Raw genomic sequence first — 23,598 nt, forward strand, 5'->3', positions numbered from 1 at the left:
GGAGTGCTCCCTCCCTACGTCGACGTGGATACATAACCAGACTTGTTCCTGGCTGTCACGTTTATGTCCCTTTTCTACCGGATCTGTGACCGGGTGTTAGCAAGGTGTGGATCGGTCACTGACCGGCCGGAATCTCCACGGTGCCGTTCGCCGAGGTCGTGTCGGCGGCCTTGCGGAGCATCGCGCCGAGGTCGACGCCGGTCGTGGTCTTGAGCATGTTGAGGGTCTGGACGACGTTGTCGTTGACCTGCTTCGGGATGGCGCCGGCCCCCTCGGTGGAGAGCACGGTGAGGTTGTCGATGGCGCTGATCGGCGCGGCGACCTCCCTGGCGACCTGCGGCAGGACCTCGATGAGCATCTGCAGCACGGCGGCGTCGTTGTAGGACGCGAACGCCGCGGCGCGCTTCTCCATCGCCTCGGCCTCGGCGTGACCGACGGCCAGGGTGGCGGCAGCGCTCGCCTCACCCTCGGCGCGGGTGGCCTCGGCGCCGGCCAGACGCAGCGACTTCTGCGCGTCACCGCGCCGGGCGCCCTCGATGGCCTCGGCCTCGGCCAGAGCGGCACGACGGGCCTTCTCGGCCTCGCCGGAGAGTCGGGCCTGCTCGGCGTCGGCCTCGGCTGCGGCGATGGTGGACGCCTTGCGGGCCTCCGCGGCGGCGATCTCGGAGCTGCGGCGACCCTCCGCCTCCTGCTCGACGCGGTAGCGCTCCGCGTCGGCGGGCTTGCGAACCTGCGTCTCGAGCTGGCGCTCGGTCAGCGCCGCCTGGCGTACGGCGACCTTCTCCTGCTCGGTGAGGATGGCCTGGTCGCGGTCGGCCTGGGCCAGCGGGCCGGAGGCGGCGGCGTTGGCGGTGGCCGCGTCGGTCTCGGCCTTGATCTCGGCCTGCTTGAGCGCGAGCGCGCGCTGGGCGACCGCGATCTCCTCCTCGGCCTTGATCCGGGCCTGCTCGGCGGCACGGCGGGCCTCGGCCTCGGCGATCGAGGCGGCCTGGGTGATGCGGGCGGCCTCGGGGCGGCCCAGGTTGGCGAGGTAGGAGCCGTCGTCGGTGACGTCCTGGATCTGGAAGGTGTCCAGGATCAGGCCCTGACCGGTGAGCGACGACTCGGACTCGTCGGCGACCCGCTGGGCGAACGCGGCCCGGTCACGGATGATCTGCTCGACGGTCAGACCGCCGACGATCGAACGCAGCGCGCCGGCGAGCACCTCCTGCGTGAAGGGCTCGATCTCCTCCTGCTGGGAGAGGAAGCGCTGTGCGGACAGCCGGATCTGGTCGGCGTTGCCGCCCACCTTCACGATCGCGACACCCTCGAGGTTGAGCTTGATGCCCTGCCCGGAGACCGCGCCGCGGATCTGGACCGAGATCCGGCGCGAGGAGAGGTCCATCGTCGCCAGCTTCTGGACGAACGGCACCACGAAGACGCCGCCGCCGAGCACGACCTTCTGGCCGGACAGGTCGGTGGTGAGCTGGCCGGTCTCAGGGTTGAGCACCGCCTTGCCCTTGCGGCCGGTGACGATGAAGGCCTGGTTGGGACCGGCGACCTTGTAGCGGCTGGTTACCAGCAGCAGAAGCAGGATGAGAAGTACGACAAGGCCGGCGATCGGCACCAGCAGTTCCATGAGGATTCCTTCAGTCAGGAGGTGATCTCGCGCCACGTCGGCGCGACGGTGACTGCCGTCGGTGAGAGGACTCCGGTCACGTGCACGGCGGTGCCGGGCGTGATCGCCTCGTCGGTGCCGGGCGCCTTGGCGTTGTAGGTCACCGTGTGGCCCCCGAGGGCGACCCGCACCACGCCGAACCCGTTCGCCGGGATCGTGGTGATCACGGCAGCGTCCAGGCCGACGGCGTCCTCCCCTGAGGGCGCCGCGTCGGTCTGGTCCTCCTTCAGCAGGCGAGTCAGCCACAACGTGAACCAGGCGAAGAGCGCTCCGACGACGGAGCCGGTCAGGATGGACGGCACCAGGCCGAGGTGCAGCGGCCCGTGGGCGATGGCACCGCCGAACCCGAACGCCGATACGAATCCGGCCAGCGCGGCCGTGGAGTACGAGTCGCTCGCCAGCCAGTCCAGCAGGCCGCCGAGGAAGCCGTCGAGGAGGTCGCCGATCACCAGCGACACCAGCAGGAGGCCCAGCCCGACGGCTCCGATGATCAGGAACGTCGTCACACCAAACCTTTCGGCAGAGTCTCCACACTGAGCAGCAGTCTGGTGCGGACTTTATCCGTCGCTTCCCGGCCTGTCCGCGCTTTATCCGCCTTGGTCTGAGGACCAGTGCAGAAGCTCGGTCGGTGCTGCATGAAACAGCCTGCCCGGCTCGCCTCCTCAGAGGACAGGCCGGGCAGGCGAGGGTGGATCAGGTCACTGAACCGGCAGGACCGTCACGAACGACTTGGCGTCGACAGCGCCGCTGTCAGCGCTGCCCTGGTCGTCGGCGTAGCCGAAGGCGTACACCTTGACCTCGGCGGCCTGGTCCAGCTCGACCACGCGGGTGGACGAGCAGTGTGACTCACGGTTGGCCAGCGTGCTGATCGCGCCGGTGAAGCAGGTGCCGAGGTCCTGGCCCCAGCCGGCGTTCGAGCCGTCCTGGACCCGCACGGCGAGCTGCATCCGGGTGTCGCCGGACGTGGCTTTGTTGTTGATGAAGAAGCCCTCTGCGGTCAGTACGTACTTGCCAGCGGCGAGGTTCACGGTGGCGAGCTCGGTGGCGCGCACGTCCGGGGCTTTGCCGAACGAACCGCCGACGTTGGTGACGGCCTTGGGGGCGCTGGCCGAGTAGATCGGCTCCACGACACCATCCGCGCCGTCGGTGCCGGGAGCTCCCGGTGCGCCGGGTGCGCCAGGTGCACCGGGGTCGCCCTTGGCGCCCTTGAGGCTCTTCTCGGTGGTGTCGTTGATGTCGGCGCCGGTGATGGAACCGTTGCGGATCTCCGAGGTGCCGACACCGCTCTCGGCGATGTCGCCGGACACGAGGGACTGGTCACGGACCTCGGAGGTGCCGACACCCGCCGCGGCGATGTCGCGCGACTGGATGGTCTGGTCGGCGATCTGGGCCGAGGTGATCTGCGCGGCTGCGTACGCACCCCCACCGCCGAAGATCGCCGCGGTCGTCGCTGCGATGACGATGGTGGGGACCTGTCCCATGAGTTTCTTGAGCATGACTCTCCTTTGAACCCGTTTGAATGTCTAGGGGGCCAGATACCTCGAGAAGCCGGCCTGCGGCACAACCTGCATGCAAGGTAAAGAACTGCACCTCGCGTTCTCGTGCCGATCCCCCAAACTGGGTATGAGAAGCGTCAACGCGCGCATCCGCGCGCTAGTCGAAGCACCAGAGCAGAAGCTCGGTCGGCACGCCTGCGCTGACCGTGAATTCCGGCGGCAGATCCTCGCCGGCGGTGACCTCGAAGGCGTCGCCGGCGGTGAGCGGCTCGGCCATCCCGCTGCGCAGGAGGGCGCCGGAGGCGACGTGAAGATGGCGGAGTCTGGCCTCCGGGAGGGTGATCTCGCCGGGGCCGTCGGTGCCGACGCGGCCGACCCGCAGCGTCCCCTGGTCCATGCGGACCGCCTCGGCCCACTGGCCCTCCACGGCGGCGACGTCGTGGACGGCGTAGGCCGGTGCGCCGGTGCTGCCGGCGATCCAGACCTGGATGAACCGGGTGCCGGCGGCCGACGCGAACTCGGAGTGGTCGACACCGTCGCCGGTGGTGAAGACGCCGACCTGGCCGGGCGCGACGGTGCCGGTGGCGCCGGTCGAGTCGGTGTGGGTCACCTCGCCGGACAGCGGCCAGGTCACGATCGTGACGCCGGCGTGGTGATGGGTCTCGAACCCCTCACCGTTGCCCAGCAGGTGCTCGTCGTAGGTCACGATCGGGCCGAAGCCGACGCGCTGGGGGTCGTAGTGGGAACCGAATGAGTAGGTGTGCCAGGTAATTTTTCCTGGCCGGAGGCCGGGGGGACGTTCCGTGAATCGGGCGTTTCCTCGGCGGATCTGGGCAGTCACAGTCATGATTGTGCCGTGGCGTTTCCCAAGTTCCCGACTGGCTTCGTGTTCGGCACTGCAGACGCCACCCGGCCGGGGGGCGAGCAGGATGTTGCGCTGCTTCAACGTCTCGGTGCGCCGGGATACCGGTTCGCGGTCTCCTGGCGTGAGCTTCAGCCGGGTGGGCGCGGTGCCTTCGATCCCGATGCCCGCGCTCGTTACGACCGCCTGGTCGACGAGCTTCTCGAGGCTGGTCTTCGCCCGTCGGCCACGCTCTACGCCGGCGAGCTGCCGGAGACGCTGGCCGCCGACGGTGGCTGGCTCAACCGCGCCACGGTCGACGCGTTCGGTGACTACGCCCAGGGGGTAGCGGACCTGATCGGCGACCGGGTCCCGGAGTGGGTGCCGGTGCAGGACCCCAACGTGGCCGGCTACCTCGGCTACGGCCTCGGCACGATCGCGCCCGGCCGCCGCGCGGGCTGGGGAGTCGTCGCGGCGATGCACCACCTGCTCCTCGCCCACGGCCGCGGCGTCCAGGTGCTGCGCGCCGCCGGGGTCGAGTCGGTCGGGTGCGCCAACCACCACGAGCCGATCTGGCCGCTCTCCGAAGATCCTGCCGACGTCGGTGCGGCCAAGCTGATCGACCTGGCCTGGAACGCGGTGCCTCTCGAGGCGATGCTGATGGGCCGCTATCCCCGTGACATCGCCGGTCTCGCCGACGAGGTCACGATGCCGGGCGACATGGCCGTGATCCGCTCACCCCTGGACTTCTATGGGGTCAACTTCTTCGCGCCGCAGCGCATCGGCGCCTCGGCCGAGGGCGACGACATCCCGTTCCGGATGGTGCCGCTCGTCGGCTACCCCGCCACCGACACCGGCTGGGGCGTGGTGCCCACCGCCCTGCGGGAGTGGCTGATCATCACTCGATCCCGCTATCGCGCCGCGATGCCGCCGATCGTGGTGACCGAGTGCGGTGCTGCGTACGACGCTCCGATGGTGGACGGCGAGGTCGACGACCAGGCCCGGATCGACTACCTCGAGGCCCACCTGGAGGCGGTCTCGGCCGCGATCGAGCGCGGTGTCGACATCCGCGGCTTCTACGCCTACACCCTGCTCGACCGTGATGGCTGGGAAGCACCCTTCACAGGCAAGGACTGGGAGGACGGCGTGGGCGGGAAGTACGGCCTGGTGCACGTCGACGCCGCCGGGGTGCGTACGCCCAAACGCTCCTTCGGCTGGTACGCCGACCTGGTCGCCGCCCACGCCGAGGGCGCCCCGACGGGCTAGAAGGCGAGCTTCTCGCCGATGGCCCTGATCGCGTCCATGTCGCCCGGGTGCGGCACCCAGGGGAGCGTGAGCGAGTCCTTGGTCTTGTCGGTGTAGCGCGGGATCACGTGGAAGTGCAGGTGGAACACCGTCTGCCACGCGGCTGGCCCGCAGTTGTTGAGTACGTTGACCCCGTCCGCCTGCAGCACGTCGACCGCCCGCTTCGCGACCGCCTGGGCGGTCTTCGCGGTCGCGGCGAAGACCGCGGGGTCGGCCTCCAGGACGTCCTTGGTGTGCGTCTTCGGCACCACCACCGTGTGGCCCTCGGCCGCCGGCGCGATGTCGGTGAAGGCGTACGTCTCCTCGTCCTCGTAGACCTTCGTGGACGGGATGTTGCCCGCGACGATGTTGCAGAACAGGCAGTCGGGATCGCTCATATTCCGAGGCTATCGGGTCACAAGCCCGCGGCGACCTCGGTGCCCTGCCTGATCGCACGCTTGGCGTCGAGCTCGGCGGCGACGTCGGCGCCGCCGATGAGGTGCCAGTTCTCCCGCTCGGACCAGAGGTTGCGCACCGACTCCTGGCCCGCACAGAGGATCACGTGGTCGACCTCGAGCGTGCGGGGCTCGCCGTCGACGGCGTAGTGGAGGGTGAGGGAGTCGTCGCCGGCCTCGATCTTGTCGTACGTCGCACCCCTGACCTGCTTGACGCCGTCCTGCTTCAGGTGGGCACGGTGGGCCCAGCCGGAGGTCTTGCCGAGGCCGATGCCGATCGGGGTGGCCTTGCGCTGAAGCAGGGTCACCTGGCGAGCCGGTGCCTCCAGGACCGGCGTGGTCAGACCGCCGCGGAAGGTCGCCGGGTCACCGACGCCCCAACGGGCCTTCCACTCCTCGAGGCTCTCAGGCTGATGGGTCAGCCAGGCGGAGACGTCGACGCCGATGCCGCCGGCGCCGATCACCGCGACGCGGCGGCCCGGGACGACCCGGCCGGCGAGCACGTCGGCGTACGTCACGACCCGGTCGTCCTCGGAGCCGGCGATCTGCGGCAGGCGCGGCGTGACGCCGGTGGAGACGATGACGTGGTCGAAGGGCTCCAGGTCGGCGGTGGTGGCCTCGGTGTCGAGACGTACCTCGACGCCCAGCACCTCAAGGCGCCGGGTGAAGTAGCGCAGGGTGTCCTTGAAGTCCTCCTTGCCGGGCACCGCCATCGCGAGGCGGAACTGGCCTCCGAGCTGCGAGGACTTCTCGAAGAGGGTCACCGCAAAGCCGCGCTCGGCGGCCGAGGTGGCGGCGGCGAGGCCGGCCGGGCCGGCGCCGACCACGGCCACGGTCTGCTTGAGCTTGGTCGGCTTGAGTACCAGCGTGGTCTCGCGCGCGGCGCGCGGGTTGACCAGGCAGGAGGCGGCCTTGTTGGCAAAGGCGTGGTCCAGGCAGGCCTGGTTGCAGGCGATGCAGGTGTTGATCTCGTCGGTGCGGCCCTCGGCGGTCTTCTTGGCGAACTCGGGGTCGGCCAGCAGCGGGCGTGCCATCGAGACCAGGTCGGCCTTGCCCTCGGCGATCGCTCCGTCGGCGAGCTCGGGAGTGTTGATCCGGTTGGAGGCGCAGACCGGGACCGACACCTCGGCCTTGAGCCGGGCGGTCATGTCCAGCCACGCCCCACGCGGGACCTGGGTGATGATGGTCGGCACCCGCGCCTCGTGCCAGCCGATGCCGGTGTTGAAGACCGAGACGCCGGCGTCCTGGAGCGCGTACGCGAGCTCGATCGTCTCCTCCCAGGTCTGGCCGTCCTCGACCAGGTCGAGGATCGAGAGCCGGAAGATGATCGGGAAGTCGTCACCGACCAGCTCGCGCGAACGCCGCACGATCTCCACCGGGAACCGCATCCGGTTGATCGCGGTGCCGCCCCAGCGGTCCTCGCGCTGGTTGGTCCGCTCGGCGAGGAACTGGTTGATCAGGTAGCCCTCCGACCCCATGATCTCGACCGCGTCGTAGCCGGCCTTCTTCGCCAGCGAGATGCTCTTGGCGAAGTCGTTCACGGTCGCGTCCACGGCCTTGTCGGAGAGGGCCGCGGGCTTGAACGGGTTGATCGGCGCCTGGACGGCCGAGGCGCTGACCGAGAACGGCGTGTAGGCGTACCGACCCGCGTGCAGCACCTGCATCGCGATCGCGCCGCCCTCCTCGTGCACCGCGCCGGTGACCCGGCGGTGCTGGGCGGCGTGCAGTCGGGAACTCATCTCGCTGGCGAAGGGCTTGAGCCAGCCGCGCTTGTTCGGTGCGTAGCCGCCGGTGATGATCAGCCCGGTGCCGCCGCGTGCCCGCTCGGCGAAGTACGCGGCCAGCTTCGGGATGTCCCACGCGTGGTCCTCGAGGCCGGTGTGCATCGACCCCATCACCACTCGGTTGCGCAGCGTGAGCGACCCGATGGTGATCGGTGAGAGCAGGGATTCGTACGCCATGGACGTATGCTACTCATGAGTAATAAGAAGCGGCCAGTGCCCGTTTCATTTACGGCGGTGTTCCTTGCGCGGGTCCGTTCCTGAGCCCAACGTCGATGCGTGCTCCTTTTACAAGACGATGACGCTTTGTGAATGATTCACAAGGCGTCATCGTCTTGTAAAAGGAGCGGATCCGGCCTCCTGGCTGGCCGCACCCAGGTGGTTTCCACAGGGTTATCCACAGGGTCTTGATTTCGGTCGCACGGGGGCGGCATCCCTTCATAGCGTCCCTGCACATGGGGGCCACCACACTAATCACGACGCGCGAGGCGATACGTCGGATCTGCGAGCTGCACATGATCGGGAAGGTCGAGGCGAACAGGGTCCTGACCACCGGCCTCGCCGGCCCTGGGCAGAAGGTGGGCAGCTCGATCGTCTATGACGTGGCCAAGCTCGCCGGGCTGCTGGCGCGACCGCGCTGCACGGACCAGACGTTGGACACGGTCCGGCCGCTCATCGTCAGGCTCGGTCGTGATCGCAAGCTGGACCTCTCGCGGACCTGGGAGGAGCAGGCCGAGGTCGTGCGACGCAACTGGTACGTGCCGTTCTTCCTCGGCGCGATGCTGGACCGGTGGGGCTGCCTGGACGGCGGCCGGTTCCCGTTGGTCGCGACCGTCGCCAGCTGGGTGGTGTTCGGAGCGGAGGTGGTAGGCCACACCTACGACGAAGGTGCACCATCAGCGGCGAACCGCAGCACCCCGCCGCGTACGTTCCGGGTCGAACCGCCGGGCGACTGGTTCGAGGCGATGAAGGAGACCTGGCTGCCCCTCGAGCACGGACCGACGGTGACGGTCTGGGGTGCGCCGACGAACGGGCCGTTGCGCGAGGTCGACTGGCTCAGGGTCGATGCGGAGAAGCAGAAGGAGCAGCTCGAGTACGAGATGTGGCTCCGGTCCGCCCCGGCGCTGCGCGAGGTGGCGCAGGTCGGCCTGACCGACCCTGACGCCATCCTTCGGGCTTGGGGCCAAGCTGCCCCGCCTCATCCGGAGACCGGACGAGACGGGGCAGCGTAGAAACTGTTCCGTTCCGGGTTACTCAGACAGCAGCCGGGGCCGGGAAGGTCGGATACTCGACACCGGAGATCGACTGCACGGTGCGGACGACCTGGCAGGAGTAGCCGAACTCGTTGTCGTACCAGACGTAGAGGATGGCGGAGTCGCCGTCGACGATGGTCGCGTTGCCGTCGACGATCGAGGCGGCACGGGAGCCGATGAAGTCGGAGGAGACCGCGTCGCGGGCGGTGGTGAAGTCCACCTGGCGGCGCAGCTCGCCGGTGAGCGAGGCCTCGCGGAGATAGTCGACGACCTCTTCCTTCGAGGTCTCGCTCTTGAGCGAGAGCGACAGGATCGCGATCGAGACGTCCGGGGTGGGGATGCGGATCGAGTTGCCGGTGATCTTCGCCTTCAGGTCCGGGAGCGCCTTGGCGACGGCGGAAGCGGCACCGGTCTCGGTCAGCACCAGGTTGAGCGGTGCGGAGCGGCCACGACGGTCGGCCTTGTGATAGTTGTCCAGCAGGTTCTGGTCGTTGGTGAACGAGTGCACCGTCTCGACGTGACCGCGGACGATGCCGAAGCGGTCCTCCATCAGCTTCAGCGGCGGCACGATCGCGTTGGTCGTGCAGGAGGCGCAGGAGATGACCTTCTCGTCGCCGGTGAGGGTCTGGTGGTTGACGCCGTGGACGATGTTGGGGACGTCGCCCTTGCCCGGCGCGGTCAGCAGCACCTTCTTGACGCCCGGACGCAGGTGCTGCGAGAGGCCCTCGCGGTCGCGCCACTTGCCGGTGTTGTCGATGAGGATGGCGTCCTTGATGCCGTACGCCGTGTAGTCGACCGTCGTCGGGTCGTTGGAGTAGATGAACTGGATCGGGTTGCCGTTGGCGATGATCACGCCGTTCTTCTCGTCCACCGTGATGGTGCCGGCGAACTGGCCGTGGATCGAATCGCGACGCAGCAGCGAGGCGCGCTTGATGAGATCGTCCTCGCCGCCCTTGCGGACAACGACGGCCTTCAGCCGCAGACCGTGGCGCGAGCCGGCCTTCTCGACGAGGAGGCGGGCGACGAGCCGGCCGATCCGGCCGAATCCGTAGAGGACGACGTCCTGGCCGCCGTTGCGCTCGAGCTTGTTCTCGCCCGTGGCGCCGGACAGCTTCTCGGCGACGAAGTCGTCGACGGAGAGACCGCGCTCGTCCTCGGCGTACTGGACGGCGAGCAGGCCCAGGTCGATCTTCGAGGGGCCGAGGTCGAGCTTGGCGACCGCTTGGAGCAGCGGGAACGTCTCGGTGACCGAGAGCTCCTCGCCCTCGATCTGGCGCGCGAAGCGGTGCGCCTTGAGGATCGAGATGTCGGACTTGCTCACCAGCGAACGGCTGTGGACCAGGATGGTGACATCCTTCTCGCGGTAGAGCTTGCCGATGATCGGGATCATCGTCTCCGCGAGCTCCTCGCGGTGCTGCCAGTCGTTGAAGGTCTCGTCGGTGTCGCTCACAGCTCAACTTTCGGTTGCTCGGGAAGAAGGGACGGCACACCCCGCCAGGCTCGATTATCGGCGTGGCGGGACCCCCGGCCACCTTGATCGATCCAACCTTGGACACGGTGTGACCGGGGTCTCTTCGACCCCTGCGAGCGGCCCCTCAGAACGAGTCAGGTACGTCCGTCAGGGAGTTGCGGTCGCCGTCGGATCCTCGACGGGATCCTCGGTCGGCTCGACCGTCGCGGTCTCGGTCGGCTCGGCCGTCGGCGTCTCGGTGGCCGGGTCGGTGGCCGGGTCGCTGGGGGCCGTCGCGCTCGGGTCCGGTGTTTCAGAAGGCGTCGCGTCGCCGGTTTCCGTACCGTCGCTGGGGGCGATCTCGCCGCCGTTCTCCGCGCCCTCGTCGTCGGGTTCCTCGTTCAGCCCGGGGTCCGTCCCGGTCTCGACCGAGCCGCCGACCGGCGTGGTCGGCGGCGTGCTGCTCTCGCCGGTGGTCGGCTCGGCAGACGGGGTCACCTCACCGACCTTCGGTGTGTCGTCCTGGCCGGGCAGGAGGCCGGGGTTGGCGGCGACGGCGACTCCGGCGGAGACCAGGACGACGGCGGCAGCGGCCAACACCGCGACCTTCCAGCGCCGGCCGGAAGGCTGGGCAGGCTCGGCGAACGTGGGCGCCATCGTCGGCAGGTCGGCGGTGTTGGACGACGCCGTGGCGGGGTGCGGCGGGCGGGCGATCCCGCCGGTGGTGAAGGCCGGCGGCAGCGTACCGACGCTGGTCGCCTCCTCCGAGGTGACTGGGGCCGGCAGCAGGGTCCAGTCGCCGTTGGTGGCGAGGATGTCCGCGGCGGAGGGGCGTCCGGCCGGGTCCTCGGCCAGGCACGCGGCGACGAGCGGCCGCAGGTAGACCGGGCAGAGGCTCAGGTTGGGCGACTCGCCCTTGAGGAGGTGTCCCATCGAGCCGATCTCGCCACTGAACGGCCAGCGGCCGGTTGCGGCGACGAAGGCGACCAGACCGAGTGCCCAGATGTCGACGGCGCTGGAGAAGGTGCCGGTCTGCACCTGCTCGGGCGCCTGGTAGCCGTAGGTGCCGACCGCCTTGCCGGTCTGGGTCAGCGCGGTGCCGTCGACGGAGCGGGCGATGCCCATGTCGATCACGCACGGGTCGGTGGCGCCGTAGAGGATGTTGCCCGGCTTGATGTCGCGGTGGACCAGACCGGCAGCGTGCACCGCGGCGAGGGCCTCGGCGACACCGGCGACCAGCTGGCGTACGTCGATCTCGGGCAGGCGCTGGCCGGAGCTGATCAGCTTGTTGAGCGGCGGGTCAGCGACGTACTCGCTCGCCATCCAGGGCTGCTCGGCATCGGGGTCGGCGTCGAGAACCCTCGCGGTGAACCGGCTCTCGACCCTCTTGGCGGCCTGGATCTCCCGCTCGAACCGAGCGCGGAAGCCCGGGTCGGAGGTGAGCTCGGGAAGGATCGCCTTCACCGCTGCCATCATCCCGTTCGCGTCCTCGCCCAGATAGACGACGCCCATGCCGCCGTGGCCGAGGCGGCCGGTGAGCACGTACGGACCCATCTCGCGGGGATCGTTCGCGGTCAGCGGGCTGACAGTGCTGGCCTGGGGGGCTGCGGACTGGGGGGATGTGGGGATTTCCCGAGACAACTTCTCTGCTCCTGTGGCACCGGCGAGTGTGTCTCGGAGCGTATCGGACTCGGCTCCGCGATCAGGTCACGCCGGGCGGTGCGTTCCGGACTCTGGAAGGATCGAGTTCATGACTGAGTCGACGGAGAAATCCACAGTGACATTGGGCCAGGGCACCGGTCCCCTCCGCGGGGTCAAGGTCGTCGAGCTGGCGGGGATCGGGCCGGGGCCGCACGCCTGCACGCTCCTCGCGGACATGGGTGCGGACGTGATCCGGGTCGACCGGCCGGGCGGCAACGTGCTCGGCGGCGGTGCCGGCGACCTGCTCACCCGTGGCCGCCCGAGCATCGCGCTGGACCTCAAGAACCCGGATGCGGTCGAGACCGTCCTGCGCCTGGTGGAGACCGCAGACGTACTCATCGAAGGGCTGCGCCCCGGCGTCACCGACCGTCTCGGCCTGGGCCCCGACACCTGCCTGGAGCGCAACCCGCGCCTCGTCTACGGCCGGATGACCGGCTGGGGCCAGGACGGTCCGCTGGCCCAGTCCGCCGGACACGACCTCACCTACATCGCCACCACCGGCGTGCTCAACGGGCTCGGCCAGGACCGGGCCCGTCCGCACTTCCCGCTCAACCTGCTCGGCGACTTCGGTGGCGGATCGACCTACCTGGTGATGGGCATCCTGGCCGCGCTCGTCGAGGCCAAGACCACCGGCCAGGGGCAGGTCGTCGACGCCGCGATCGTGGACGGCACCGCCCACCTCGCCACGATGATCTCCGGGATGCTCGCCTCCGGCACCTGGCACGAGCAGCGGCAGAGCAACCTGCTCGACGGCGCGATGCCGTTCTACGCGCTCTACGACACCTCCGACGGCCGACAGGTCGCGGTCGGTGCGCTGGAGGGCAAGTTCTTCGCTGAGATGGTCACTCGGCTCGGGCTCGACGGGGTCTGCCCGGGGCAGTACGAGATGGAGCGCTACGACGAGATGCGCGACCTCTTCACCAAGACCTTCGGGTCCAAGACGATGGCCGAGTGGGCCGAGATCTTCGAGGGCACGGACGCCTGCGTCGCCCCCGTCCTCACCCCCTCCGAGGCTGCTGAGCATCCGCACCTGCAGGCCCGCCAGACGTACGTCACCCACCACGGCGTCACCCAGCCCGCCCCCGCTCCGCGGTTCAGCCGGACCACCTCCACCTTGGGTGCGGGACCGGCCGCCAGCGCGGGTCAGCACACCCGCGAGGCCCTCGCCGCGTGGGGCATCGAGGACGCTGACGCCCTGATCGAGAAGGGCGCCGCGTTCCAGGACTGACGACCGGACGCAGAAACGGCGCGGCGTACGACCCGAAGGTCATACGCCGCGCCGTTCTATGTGGCGCGGGTTCGATCAGTCCTTGTGGACCAGAGCGGCAGCGCGGCGACGCAGGACCACGACGAGCGCGGTGCCAGCAGCGGCAGCGCCGGCGAGCATGGCCAGCAGCGGCCACATCGCGGGTACGGCGGAGTCGCTCTCACCGGCGAGACCGGCGTCGATGTTGGTCGGGACCTCGGAGTCGGTGACGGGCGCCTCGGAGGACTCCTCGTCAGCGGGCTCGGTCTCGTCGGAGACCGGGGTGGCCTCGGTCGGCGTCTCGGAAGGCTCCTCGGTCGGGGTCTCCGACGGGGACTCCGAAGGAGACTCGGACGGGGACGGCGAGGGGGACTCGGTCTCCGTGACGCAGTTCTCGAACCAGAAGACCTTGGACTTGGTGTCGTTGCCCTGGCTGCCCGGGGTGTGGACGGTGACCTTCACGTGGTAACCCTGCTGCGGGTGCGCGACACCGGTCGAGTTGAGGGTGTAGGTCTCGCTGCCGTCGAGGCCGTCGTCGGTGCCGGCGCCGGTGGCGGAGTCGCCGCCGACGAAGACCTCTGCGGGGCCGTCGACCGTGAGCTCACCGTCGAGGGTCGGCGCCTGCAGGTCGAAGGAGACCTTCGAGATGATGTCCTTGCCCTCGTCGAAGCCGTACCACTCGATGTTGAACGTGCATTCCTGGTGGGGGTCGTTCTCCGGCGTGGTGTCGGGCGCGTCGTCGGGAGCGATGTGCTCCTCGATCTTGACGGTGCCGTTGTTGCCAGCCGGGTCACCGGTTGCGAACGCCGGGGCTGCGGAGAGACCGGCAAGGGTGACGCCAGCGACGATCGCGCCGGCGCGTACGAAACTCAACACTGGAAAACCTTTCGAAGACCATCGACCGCACCGTGCGGTCCGCATGCAGCCTCAGCCCACCGAAAGCGATGGGTGAGTGACCCCGAAATCGCTGTGGATGCTTCGCCGCCCCCACAGCTGCAGCCTGCAGCGTAGTGACTACGCGCGCGGATGTGGTGCCGGGGTGGCGATTGTTTTCGTGCCGTTGATCAGCGGTGGAGATCCAAAATGCTTGCAAAAGTTCGCGGTACAGGGTGTCGCAAACACGTACTCCCGGGTAACCTGGCCCACATGCATGTCGACGTACTGATCATCGGTGCCGGCGTCTCCGGCATCGGAGCGGCCGCACAGCTCCGTGAGCGCCTTCCTGGAAAGACGCTCGCGATCCTCGAGCAGCGTGATGCCAGTGGCGGCACCTGGGACCTCTTCCGCTATCCGGGGATCCGGTCCGACTCCGACATGTTCACCTTCGCCTTCAAGTGGCGACCGTGGGAGAGCGCGCAGGCGCTCGCCGACGGTCACCAGATCCGTGACTACCTCCGCCGGACGGCGAAGGACTACGGCGTCGACAAGCTGATCCACTACGGCCACAAGGTCACCGGTGCCGCGTGGAGCACCGAGGACAAGCAGTGGACGGTCTCCGTCGAGACCTCCGACGGCCCGACCGAGATCACCGCCGGCTTCCTGTGGAACTGCTCGGGGTATTACGACTACGCCAACGGCTACCAGCCGGAGTTCGCCGGTCTCGACGACTACGAAGGCACCTTCGTACACCCACAGCACTGGCCCGAGGACCTCGACTACGCGGGCAAGAAGGTCGTCATCATCGGTTCCGGCGCGACCGCCGTCACTCTCCTGCCCAACCTGGCGGGCGAGGGCAGCGACCGGGCCGAGAAGGTGACGATGCTGCAGCGTACGCCGACCTACATCCTCTCCCGCCCGGGTCAGGACGCGATCGCCTCGCTGCTGAACACGGCGCCGTTCAAGCTGCTCAGCAAGCTGCCGTTCAAGCGCGTACGCGAGAAGCTCGGCCACGAGACCGTTCGCTGGGAGAACATCGCCCTCACCGTCGGCACCTACCAGCTCGCCCGCCGGGCCCCCGGTGTCGTCAAGAAGGTGATCCGCGACCAGTGGATCAACGGCCTCACCGCCCGCGGCGGCCGTCCTGGCATGACCAAGGACGAGGCGATCGCGTACGTCGACAAGCACTTCAACCCGCCTTATAACCCGTGGGACCAGCGCATCTGCTTCGTCCCCGACGGCGACATGATGAAGTCGATCCGCGAGGGGTACGCCGCGGTGGTGACCGACCGGATCAAGACGTTCGTGCCGAAGGGCATCGAGCTCGAGTCGGGCGAGACGCTCGAGGCCGACATCGTCATCTCCGCCACCGGCCTCAACCTCAGGCTCTTCGGCGGCCTCGACTACACCGTCGACGGTGAGCAGGTCAGCCTGCCCGAGCAGATGGCCTACAAGGGCCTGATGATCACCGGGATCCCGAACTTCGCCTACACGATCGGCTACACCAACGCCTCCTGGACGCTCAAGGCCGACCTGGTCACCGACTACGTGATCCGGCTGCTCGACTTCATGGGGGAGAACGGCTACGACGTCGCCACGGTCACCCGCGACCCGAGTGTCGAGGAGCGGCCGTTCATGGACCTGGCCTCCGGCTACATCCAGCGCTCGCTGGACCTCATGCCGAAGGCCGGTGACCGGTCGCCGTGGACCGCGAAGCAGAACTATCTCGTGGACATGAAGGCGCTCGGGTCGCCGGTCGCCGACGGCGTCATCCGGTTCGCCTGAGCCCCCGCAGGCCGGCGCTGTGGCGCCGGCCTGTGATTACTGTGACAAGCGTTCCGGTCCCGGCGTGAAGTACGTGGGACTACGATGGTCCCACCATGGATGGCAGGGCAGTTCGCTGGAAGCGTCACAACGACGACCGACGAAAGCGCATCGTCGATGCCGCGATCGGTCTGATCGAGACCGACGGCGTCAACGTCAGCCTGCAGGCGATCGGCCAAGCCGCGGGGCTCTCCCGATCGGTGGTCTACCGCCATTTCGCCGACCGGCGTGAGCTCGACCTCGCCATCCAGGCCGACATCCTCGACGGACTGTGGGCCAAGCTCTTCCCGGCGATGGAGCTGACCGGATCGATCCGGCAGATCATCTCCCGCACCGTCGGGGCGTACGTCAACTGGGCGCTCGAGCACCCGCTCCTGCACCAAGTGGCCGACGTCGACACCGCGCCCAACGGCACCGGTCCGCTGCAGCAGGGCCTCGACCGGATCGCGGAGCGGATCAAGGAGCTGATCCTGGCCGCGTTCGAGCTGACCGGCGTGGAGGTCTCCGAGGTCGACAAGAAGGCCGTCGACCCCCTGATCTACGGCCTGATCGGGATGGTCTTCGGTGCCGTACGCCGCTGGGTCCACCTCGGCGAGGGCATCCCCGACGCCGAACACCTGACCTCGGTCGTCACCGAGGCGGTCCTGGCGATGATCGACACCCGCACGACGGCGTACGGGCTCTCGATCGACCACGACCAGCCGCTCGAGGAACTCCTCGGCTGATCGAGCCGACTCAGGCGGGCAGCGTCAGGTCCGCGGGCACCACGCGAGCCAGCGCGGCACGGCAGGCGATGATCCCCGGGGAGTCGGCGATCGCGGTCCGGGTCGCGGTGAAGACCGTACGGCGCGGCGAATCCGGCAGATCGATGAGCCGCACGGCCGTCCGGTGGCGTACGCGCATCAGGTCGGAGAGGAGGGCGACGGCGTTGCCGGATTCCACGAGCGCGACATGGGCCTCGACGTCGTCGGTCTCGTAGCGGACCTCGGGCTCGAAGCCTGCCCGCCGGCACTGCTCCTCGATCCAGTGGCGCGACGCCGTGCCTGGCGGTTCCATCGCCCACGGGACGCGGCCGGCGTCGGCCAGCGAGGTGATGTCGTCCCAGATCTCTCCGGAGCCTTCGGGCGGGACGGCGAGCCGGAGCCGGTCGGTGGTGAGCGGCTGCCGGTCGAGACCGTCGAAGTGCGGTGCGCCGTGATCGGGATAGTGCTCGGCGACCACCAGGTCGAGCTCGCGCAGGGCGAGGTCGTTGAGCGCCTGCTCGGGCGCGCGTTGGGACAGCATGACCCGCAGCCGGGGATGGCGCCGGGTCAGGTCGGCGAGAGCCTGCGGCATATAGGCGAGGGCCACGGACTGGAAGACGGCGACCCGGACCGTGCCGGCGGTCTCGTCGCTGAGCGAGGTGACCGCGGCCTCGGCCGCCTCGAGCCGGGCTAGGATCTCGGTCGTGTGCTCGACGAGGACCTCGGCCGCGGCGGTGAGCTGGACCCGTCGGCCGGCCTTGCGCAGCAGCGGCACCCCTACCTCGCGCTCGAGCTGGCCGAGCTGCTGGGAGACCGATGACGGGCTCTGGTGGAGGGCCTCGGCGACCTCGGCAAGGGTCCCGCGCGCGGCGAGCTCGGCGAGCAGTCGGAGGCGGCGGACGTCGAGCATCTCTTCCCTTCAGATTTGCTTATGAATAATCTCCAAGAAACATCGCTTTATCTTACGTGACTTCGGTCGCATACTCGGCTCTATGACCACCAATGACGCGCTCATCTCCGAGGTCGACCACCTCGTTCGCGGCTGGCTGGCGAAGGCTTCGACCAAGCCCGCCGCCCCGGCCGCGCAGCGCCTCGCCGATGTCCTCAAGGACCCGGCCGGCCTCGACTTCACCGTCGGCTTCGTCGACCGGGTGATCCGGCCTGAGGACGTACGCGTGGCCGCGGCCAGCCTGCGTGAGCTGGCCGGGAACGTCCCTTCGTTCCTGCCCTGGCACCTGAAGCTGGGCGTGAAGCTCGGCGCGCTGATGTCGCTGGTCGCACCGTGGTTCGTCATTCCGGTGGCGCGCCGTGCGCTGCGGCAGATGGTGGGGCACCTGCTGATCGACGCCTCCGACGCGCGGCTCGGCAAGCAGATCGAGCGGATCCGCGAGCGCGGCGTCAACCTGAACATCAACCTCCTCGGCGAGGCCGTCCTCGGTCAGAAGGAAGCCGATCGGCGCCTGGCCGGGATCCGCAAGCTGCTGGCCCGCGACGACGTCGACTACGTCTCGGTGAAGGTGTCCTCGCCGGTCGCGCCGCACGCGGTCTGGGCGTACGACGAAGCGGTCGCGCATGTGGTCGAGCGGCTCCTCCCGCTCTACAACTACGCGGCGACGTCCTCGGCCGCCGGGACGAAGAAGTTCATCAACCTGGACATGGAGGAGTACCGCGACCTCGACATGACCATCGACGTCTTCACGCGGCTCCTCGACCGGCCCGAGCTGGCCGACCTCGAGGCGGGCATCGTCCTGCAGGCCTACCTGCCCGACGCCATGTCGGCGATGATGCGGCTCCAGGAGTGGTCGGCTGCTCGGCGTGCGCGTGGGGGCGCGCCGATCAAGGTGCGGCTCGTCAAGGGCGCCAACCTGCCGATGGAGCACGTCGAGGCGTCGCTGCACGGCTGGCCCGTCGCGACCTGGTCGACCAAGCAGGACTCCGACACCAACTACAAGCGGGTGCTGTCCTGGGCGTTGACGCCCGAGCGGATGGACAACGTGCGCGTCGGCGTCGCCGGCCACAACCTGTTCGACGTGGCGTACGCCTGGATCCTGGCTGGTCAGCGCGGGGTTCGCGACTCGGTCGAGTTCGAGATGCTGCTGGGTATGGCCGAGGGCCAGGCCGAGGCGGTCCGCGAGACCGTGGGTGGCCTGCTGCTCTACGTGCCGGTCGTGCACCCCAAGGACTTCGACGTCGCGATCGCCTACCTCGTGCGTCGCCTCGAGGAGGGCGCCAGCACCGAGAACTTCATGTCGGCCGTCTTCGACCTCAACTCCTCCGAGGCTCTCTACAAGCGTGAGAAGGACCGGTTCGTACGCTCCCTGGCGGCCGTCGACGAGTCCGTGCCCGCGCCCAACCGGATCCAGGACCGGCGTGAGCCCGTCGATGCGGCGCCGCTGACCCGGGTGTTCGAGAACGCCCCCGACACCGACCCGCACCTGCCGGGCAACCGGGAGTGGGGCAAGGCGATCATCGCCCGGGTTGGCTCCTCGACGCTGGGCGACCAGCTCGTCGCCGACCACACGCTGAACTCGGTCGAGGCCGTGGAGTCGGTGCTCGAGGGTGCCGTCGGCGCCCAGGCCGACTGGGGCCGAAAGACCGGCGCCGAGCGGGCCGCCGTGCTGCGGGCCGCCGCCGTCGAGGTCGAGCGGCGCCGGGCCGAGTGGCTCGAGGTCGGCGCCTCCGAATGTGGCAAGACGCTCGACCAGGGCGACCCCGAGGTCTCCGAGGCGATCGACTTCCTCAACTACTACGCGACCCTGGCCGAGGAGCTCGACACGGTCGACGGCGCGCGCCAGGTGCCCGTACGCCTCACCCTGGTCACCCCGCCGTGGAACTTCCCGCTCGCCATCCCGACCGGTGGCGTTGCGGCGGCGCTCGCGGCCGGGTCGGCCGTGGTGATCAAGCCGGCTCCGCAGGCGAAGCGCTGCGGTTCGGTGCTGGTCGAGACGTTGTGGGCAGCGGGGGTGCCGAAGGAGGTGCTGCGGCTGGTCCACGTGCCGGAGAACGAGGTCGGTCGTGCCCTGATCGCCTCGCCGCTGGTCGACCGGCTGGTGCTCACCGGTGCGTTCGACACGGCCGAGCTCTTCCGTTCGTTCCGCCCGGACCTGCCGCTGCTGGCCGAGACCTCCGGCAAGAACTCGCTGGTGGTCACCCCGGACGCTGACCTCGACCTGGCCGTCAAGGACCTCGTCTACTCCGCCTTCGGCCACGCCGGGCAGAAGTGCTCGGCGGCGTCGCTGGGCATCCTGGTCGGTTCGGTCGCGACCTCGCGGCGCTTCCGTGACCAGCTGATCGACGCGGTGACCTCGCTTCGCGTGGGTTACCCGACCGACCCGACGGTGCAGGTGGGCCCGGTCATCGAGCCCGCCTCCGGCAAGCTGCTCAAGGCGCTGACGACGCTCGCTCCGGGTGAGACGTGGCTGGTGAAGCCGCGTCAGCTCGACGACACCGGGCGGCTCTGGTCGCCGGGTGTGAAGACCGGCGTCAAGCGTGGCTCCGAGTTCCACCTGACCGAGTACTTCGGTCCGGTCCTCGGCCTGATCTCCGCCTCCTCGCTCGACGAGGCACTGGAGATCCAGAACGAGGTGGACTACGGCCTCACCGCCGGCATCCACAGCCTCGACCGCGCCGAGATCTCGCACTGGCTCGACTCCGTCGAAGCCGGCAACGTCTACGTCAACCGTGGCATCACCGGGGCGATCGTGCGCCGCCAGCCGTTCGGTGGCTGGAAGAAGTCGGCAGTGGGCGCCGGGACGAAGGCCGGTGGGCCCAACTACCTGGTCGGCCTCAGCGACTGGGCGTCGGCTCCCGCCACCGAGCTCGCGACGCCGGCGCCTGCCGTACGGTCGCTCGTCGACTGGGCCGGCCGGCTGCAGCTGGACGAGATCGAGATGCTCAAGCGTGCGGCCGGGTCGGACGCTCTCGCCTGGGAGCGCGAGTTCGGTGCCGCCCGGGACGTCTCGCGACTGACCGCCGAGGTCAACGTGCTGCGCTACTCGCCGGTGCCGGTGACGATCCGGTACGAGGGTGGACCGGTCGCTCACCTGCTGCGGGTTCTCGCCGCTGGTGTCGCCGCGGGCGCTCCGGTCACGGTGTCCGTCGCCACGGCGCTGGACGACGAGACCGCCTCGCTGGTCCGCGCGACCGGTGCGACGTACGTCGTCGAGGACGAGGCCGCGTGGGCGTCGTTCCTCTCCGGGCCGCACGCGCCCAGCCGCGTACGTCTCCTGGGTGAATCGCGCGAGGCCTTCGCCGAGGCGAGCCAGGGCCGCGTCGATGTCGCCCTCTACGCCCAGCCCGTCGTCGAGGCCGGCCGGGTCGAGCTGCTCACCTTCCTGCACGAGCAGGCCGTCTCGATCACCGCCCACCGCTTCGGCTCCCCGACCCCGCTGGTGGAGAACCTCTTCTGAAGTGAAGCCTTGACGGGGTCGACCAGCAGTGGTCGACCCCGTCGAGCTCCTGCGCGTTCTCCTACAGTGGTGCGATGACCTCGACCGCGCGGACTACAGCGCGCATCCTGCTGGGCGTGATCATGGCGGGCGCCGGGGTGGCGCACCTGACCACTCAGCGACAAGAGATCCGAGCGCAGGTGCCCGACTGGTTCCCGGTCGATGAGGACCTGACGGTGGTCGGCTCGGGTGTCGTCGAGATCGGGCTCGGGCTGGCCTTCGTCCTGCTGCCGAGCAAGCGACGCCTCGTCGGAGCGCTGCTTGCCGCGTTCTTCGTGGCGATCTTCCCCGGCAACATCGCGCAATATGTAGAAGGCGTCGACGCGTTCGGTCTCGACACCGACGGCAAGCGGTTGATCCGGCTCTTCTTCCAACCCCTGCTCGTCGTCTGGGCCCTGTTCGGCGGCGGCTGGTGGAGACGTCCGAGAAACGGCGACTGAACTCGCGGTTGATGGGCGTCTGGGGCCATATCTCCGCAGGTCATCCGCTCTGACAGACTGGCGAGCATGACCATCGCGATCATCGGTGCAGGCAACATGGGCGGGGCTGTCCTCGCCGGACTTCTCGATGCCGGTCACGCTCCAGAAAACGTGATCGTCGTGGAGGCGCGCGAGGAGCAGGCGGCGGCGCTCCGCGAGAAGCACGGGATCCGTACGCTGCCGGCCACCGAGGCTGTGGCCGAGGCCGACGTGGTGGTGCTGGGCGTGAAGCCCTATGGCGTGGTGCCGGTGCTGGAGTCGATCGCGTCCGCGCTGCGCGCGGGCACCACGGTGGTGTCGCTGGCCGCCGGTGTCCCGACTTCGGCGATGGAGCCGGCCGTGCCCGACGGCGTCTCGGTCGTACGCGTCATGCCCAACACTCCGGCGCTGGTCGGCGAAGGGATGTCCGCGGTCGCCGGTGGCGCGAAGGCCACGCCGGAAGCCATCGAGGCCGCAGCCGACCTGATGGGCGCTGTCGGCAAGGTCGTCACCGTGCCCGAGTCGCAGATCGACGCCGTCACCGCGATCAGCGGCTCCGGTCCGGCGTACGTCTTCATGGTCGCCGAGGCCTGGATCGAGGCCGGCGTCCACCTGGGTCTGACCAGGGACGACGCGACCACGCTGGTCATCCAGACGCTGTCCGGCTCCGCCAAGCTGCTCGAGAGCGGGACCCACCCCGCGATCCTCCGCGAGCAGGTCACCTCCCCGGGTGGCACGACCGCCGCCGCGCTGGGTGCGCTGGAGCAGAACGGCCTGCGGGCGGCCTTCCTCGAGGCCACCCGCGCCGCCTACGTACGCTCCAAAGAGCTGTCCTGACTACAGCCCGAGGTGGCGGCTGATGATCAGCTTCTGGACCTCGGTGGTGCCGCCGTAGATGGTCTGGATGCGGCTGTCGACGAACGCCTTGGCGATCGGGTATTCCATCATGTAGCCGTAGCCGCCGTGGATCTGGACGCCCTGGTCGACGAACTTCTTCTGCAGCTCGGTGGTCCACCACTTCGCCATGCTGGCCAGGACGGTGTCGGCGGTGCCGGCGTTGAGCTGGGTGACGGCGTCGTTGAGGAACAGGCGGGCGAGGTAGGCCTCGGTGGCCATCTCGGCGAGCGTGAACGCGGTGTTCTGGAAGCGGCCGATGGGGCGGCCGAAGGCCTCGCGGGTGCGGGCGTAGTCGAGGGAGAGCTCGAGGACCTGCTCGACCGCGGCGACCGCGATCGAGGCGACCGAGATGCGCTCCTGTGGCAGCAGGGTCATCAGCGAGACGAAGCCGGAGCCCTCCTCGCCGAGCAGGTTCTCCTTCGGTACGACCACGTCAGTGAAGGAGAGCTCGGCGGTGTCCTGCGCCTTCATGCCCATCTTGTCGAGGTTGCGGCCGCGCTCGAAGCCCTCCATGCCGCGCTCGACGACGAGCAGCGAGATGCCGTGGGCGCCGGCCTCGGGGTTGGTCTTGGCGACCACGATGACGAGGTCGGCGTTGATGCCGTTGGAGATGAACGTCTTCGAGCCGTTGAGGAGGTAGTGGTCACCCTTGTCGACCGCGGTGGTGCGTACGCCCTGGAGGTCCGAGCCCGCGCCCGGCTCGGTCATCGCGACGGCGGTGATGATGTCGCCGGAGACGCAGCCGGGCAGCCACCGGGCCTTCTGCTCGGGGGTGCCGAGGTGGGAGATGTAGGGGACGATGATGTCGGTGTGGACGAAGAAGCCGGGCCCGCTGGCGCCGATCTTCGCCATCTCCTCGTGAAGGACCGAGTTGAACCGGAAGTCCTTGATGCCGGGACCGCCGTACTCCTCGTCGACGTCAAAGCAGAGCAGCCCGGTGTCGCCGGCCTTCTTCCACAGCTCGCGCGGGACGATGCCGGCCTTCTCCCACTCGTCGTGGAAGGGCACGACCTCCTTCTCGAAGAAGGCCTTGGCCGTGGCACGGAAGTCCTCGTGCTCAGCTTCGTAGATGGTGGGCTTCTCGGGCATGACACTCCTCCGTAGACGTACCGGTTAATGATGCCTCACCAGTGTGAGGCAGACCGCATTGTCGTGGTCGGCGACGGAGCAACTGTGACAGTAACACTG

Annotated in this window: 19 protein-coding genes; 8 read left to right on the forward strand and 11 right to left on the reverse strand. The window is 69.1% G+C overall.

The genetic code is table 11. From position 1 onward, the window contains the following. Window positions 1-115: 115 nt before the first annotated feature. The 4 genes from ABTW65_RS19285 to ABTW65_RS19300 form a co-directional block, all read right to left on the reverse strand. On the reverse strand, window positions 116-1,618 hold the full coding sequence (locus ABTW65_RS19285; protein ID WP_350663004.1) for a flotillin family protein: 1,503 nt from the start codon (window positions 1,616-1,618) through the stop codon (window positions 116-118). A gap of 14 nt (window positions 1,619-1,632) precedes the next feature. After that, on the reverse strand, window positions 1,633-2,163 hold the full coding sequence (locus ABTW65_RS19290; RefSeq protein ID WP_350663006.1) for an NfeD C-terminal domain-containing protein: 531 nt from the start codon (window positions 2,161-2,163) through the stop codon (window positions 1,633-1,635). A 192-nt stretch (window positions 2,164-2,355) separates the two neighbouring features. Further along, the gene (locus ABTW65_RS19295; RefSeq protein ID WP_350663008.1) at window positions 2,356-3,153 is read right to left on the reverse strand and encodes a hypothetical protein; all 798 of its coding nucleotides are present in this window, start codon (window positions 3,151-3,153) and stop codon (window positions 2,356-2,358) included. 157 nt (window positions 3,154-3,310) lie between these two features. After that, on the reverse strand, window positions 3,311-3,994 hold the full coding sequence (locus ABTW65_RS19300) for a pirin family protein (RefSeq protein WP_350663010.1): 684 nt from the start codon (window positions 3,992-3,994) through the stop codon (window positions 3,311-3,313). 15 nt (window positions 3,995-4,009) lie between these two features. Here ABTW65_RS19300 and ABTW65_RS19305 point away from each other — a divergent pair, with 15 nt between their 5' ends. After that, window positions 4,010-5,260, forward strand: a complete 1,251-nt coding sequence (locus ABTW65_RS19305) for a glycoside hydrolase family 1 protein (RefSeq protein ID WP_350663012.1) — start codon at window positions 4,010-4,012, stop codon at window positions 5,258-5,260. Here ABTW65_RS19305 and ABTW65_RS19310 read toward each other — a convergent pair. Together ABTW65_RS19310 and ABTW65_RS19315 are read right to left on the reverse strand one after the other, a co-directional pair. After that, window positions 5,257-5,676 (reverse strand): HIT family protein, encoded by a 420-nt coding sequence (locus ABTW65_RS19310; protein WP_350663013.1) that lies wholly within the window; start codon window positions 5,674-5,676, stop codon window positions 5,257-5,259. The two genes, ABTW65_RS19305 and ABTW65_RS19310, sit on opposite strands and share 4 nt — an antisense overlap. Before the next feature lie 17 nt (window positions 5,677-5,693). Beyond that, window positions 5,694-7,694 (reverse strand): NADPH-dependent 2,4-dienoyl-CoA reductase, encoded by a 2,001-nt coding sequence (locus ABTW65_RS19315; RefSeq protein ID WP_350663015.1) that lies wholly within the window; start codon window positions 7,692-7,694, stop codon window positions 5,694-5,696. Between the two features lie 275 nt (window positions 7,695-7,969). On the opposite strand from ABTW65_RS19315, the gene ABTW65_RS19320 reads away from it, so the two are divergent. Next, window positions 7,970-8,746: a hypothetical protein gene (locus ABTW65_RS19320; protein ID WP_350663017.1), complete on the forward strand. Its 777-nt coding sequence runs from the start codon at window positions 7,970-7,972 to the stop codon at window positions 8,744-8,746. A 22-nt stretch (window positions 8,747-8,768) separates the two neighbouring features. Here the strand turns inward: ABTW65_RS19320 and ABTW65_RS19325 are convergent, their stop codons facing one another. Beyond that, window positions 8,769-10,217, reverse strand: a complete 1,449-nt coding sequence (locus tag ABTW65_RS19325) for a glyceraldehyde-3-phosphate dehydrogenase (protein ID WP_350663019.1) — start codon at window positions 10,215-10,217, stop codon at window positions 8,769-8,771. A 168-nt stretch (window positions 10,218-10,385) separates the two neighbouring features. After that, on the reverse strand, window positions 10,386-11,771 hold the full coding sequence (locus tag ABTW65_RS19330) for a serine/threonine protein kinase (protein ID WP_350663021.1): 1,386 nt from the start codon (window positions 11,769-11,771) through the stop codon (window positions 10,386-10,388). A 196-nt stretch (window positions 11,772-11,967) separates the two neighbouring features. Between ABTW65_RS19330 and ABTW65_RS19335 the strand changes: the two genes are divergently transcribed. Next, on the forward strand, window positions 11,968-13,146 hold the full coding sequence (locus ABTW65_RS19335) for a CaiB/BaiF CoA transferase family protein (RefSeq protein WP_350663023.1): 1,179 nt from the start codon (window positions 11,968-11,970) through the stop codon (window positions 13,144-13,146). A gap of 75 nt (window positions 13,147-13,221) precedes the next feature. Here the strand turns inward: ABTW65_RS19335 and ABTW65_RS19340 are convergent, their stop codons facing one another. Next, complete coding sequence (locus ABTW65_RS19340) at window positions 13,222-14,037, reverse strand: hypothetical protein (protein ID WP_350663025.1); 816 nt, start codon at window positions 14,035-14,037, stop codon at window positions 13,222-13,224. Window positions 14,038-14,310: 273 nt separating this feature from the next. Here ABTW65_RS19340 and ABTW65_RS19345 point away from each other — a divergent pair, with 273 nt between their 5' ends. Both ABTW65_RS19345 and ABTW65_RS19350 read left to right on the forward strand, forming a co-directional pair. Further along, on the forward strand, window positions 14,311-15,825 hold the full coding sequence (locus ABTW65_RS19345) for a flavin-containing monooxygenase (RefSeq protein ID WP_350663027.1): 1,515 nt from the start codon (window positions 14,311-14,313) through the stop codon (window positions 15,823-15,825). A 95-nt stretch (window positions 15,826-15,920) separates the two neighbouring features. Continuing rightward, window positions 15,921-16,589 (forward strand): TetR/AcrR family transcriptional regulator, encoded by a 669-nt coding sequence (locus tag ABTW65_RS19350; protein ID WP_350663030.1) that lies wholly within the window; start codon window positions 15,921-15,923, stop codon window positions 16,587-16,589. Between the two features lie 10 nt (window positions 16,590-16,599). On the opposite strand, the gene ABTW65_RS19355 is transcribed toward ABTW65_RS19350, so the two are convergent. Next, window positions 16,600-17,517, reverse strand: coding sequence for a LysR family transcriptional regulator (locus ABTW65_RS19355; RefSeq protein WP_350663032.1), 918 nt, complete (start codon window positions 17,515-17,517; stop codon window positions 16,600-16,602). Between the two features lie 82 nt (window positions 17,518-17,599). On the opposite strand from ABTW65_RS19355, the gene ABTW65_RS19360 reads away from it, so the two are divergent. The 3 genes from ABTW65_RS19360 (at window position 17,600) to proC (ending at window position 22,350) form a co-directional block, all read left to right on the forward strand. Then, entirely contained in the window at window positions 17,600-21,016 is a 3,417-nt protein-coding gene (locus ABTW65_RS19360) for a bifunctional proline dehydrogenase/L-glutamate gamma-semialdehyde dehydrogenase (RefSeq protein WP_350663034.1), read from the forward strand. Between the two features lie 74 nt (window positions 21,017-21,090). Further along, window positions 21,091-21,495, forward strand: a complete 405-nt coding sequence (locus tag ABTW65_RS19365; RefSeq protein WP_350663036.1) for a DoxX family protein — start codon at window positions 21,091-21,093, stop codon at window positions 21,493-21,495. 66 nt (window positions 21,496-21,561) lie between these two features. Next, window positions 21,562-22,350, forward strand: a complete 789-nt coding sequence (gene proC / locus ABTW65_RS19370; RefSeq protein WP_350663038.1) for a pyrroline-5-carboxylate reductase — start codon at window positions 21,562-21,564, stop codon at window positions 22,348-22,350. Here proC and ABTW65_RS19375 read toward each other — a convergent pair whose 3' ends face one another. Beyond that, the gene (locus ABTW65_RS19375; protein WP_350663040.1) at window positions 22,351-23,499 is read right to left on the reverse strand and encodes an acyl-CoA dehydrogenase family protein; all 1,149 of its coding nucleotides are present in this window, start codon (window positions 23,497-23,499) and stop codon (window positions 22,351-22,353) included. Between the last annotated feature and the right edge of the window lie 99 nt (window positions 23,500-23,598).

The organism is Nocardioides sp. NPDC127503 (assembly GCF_040302165.1).
Classification (GTDB): Bacteria; Actinomycetota; Actinomycetes; order Propionibacteriales; family Nocardioidaceae; genus Nocardioides.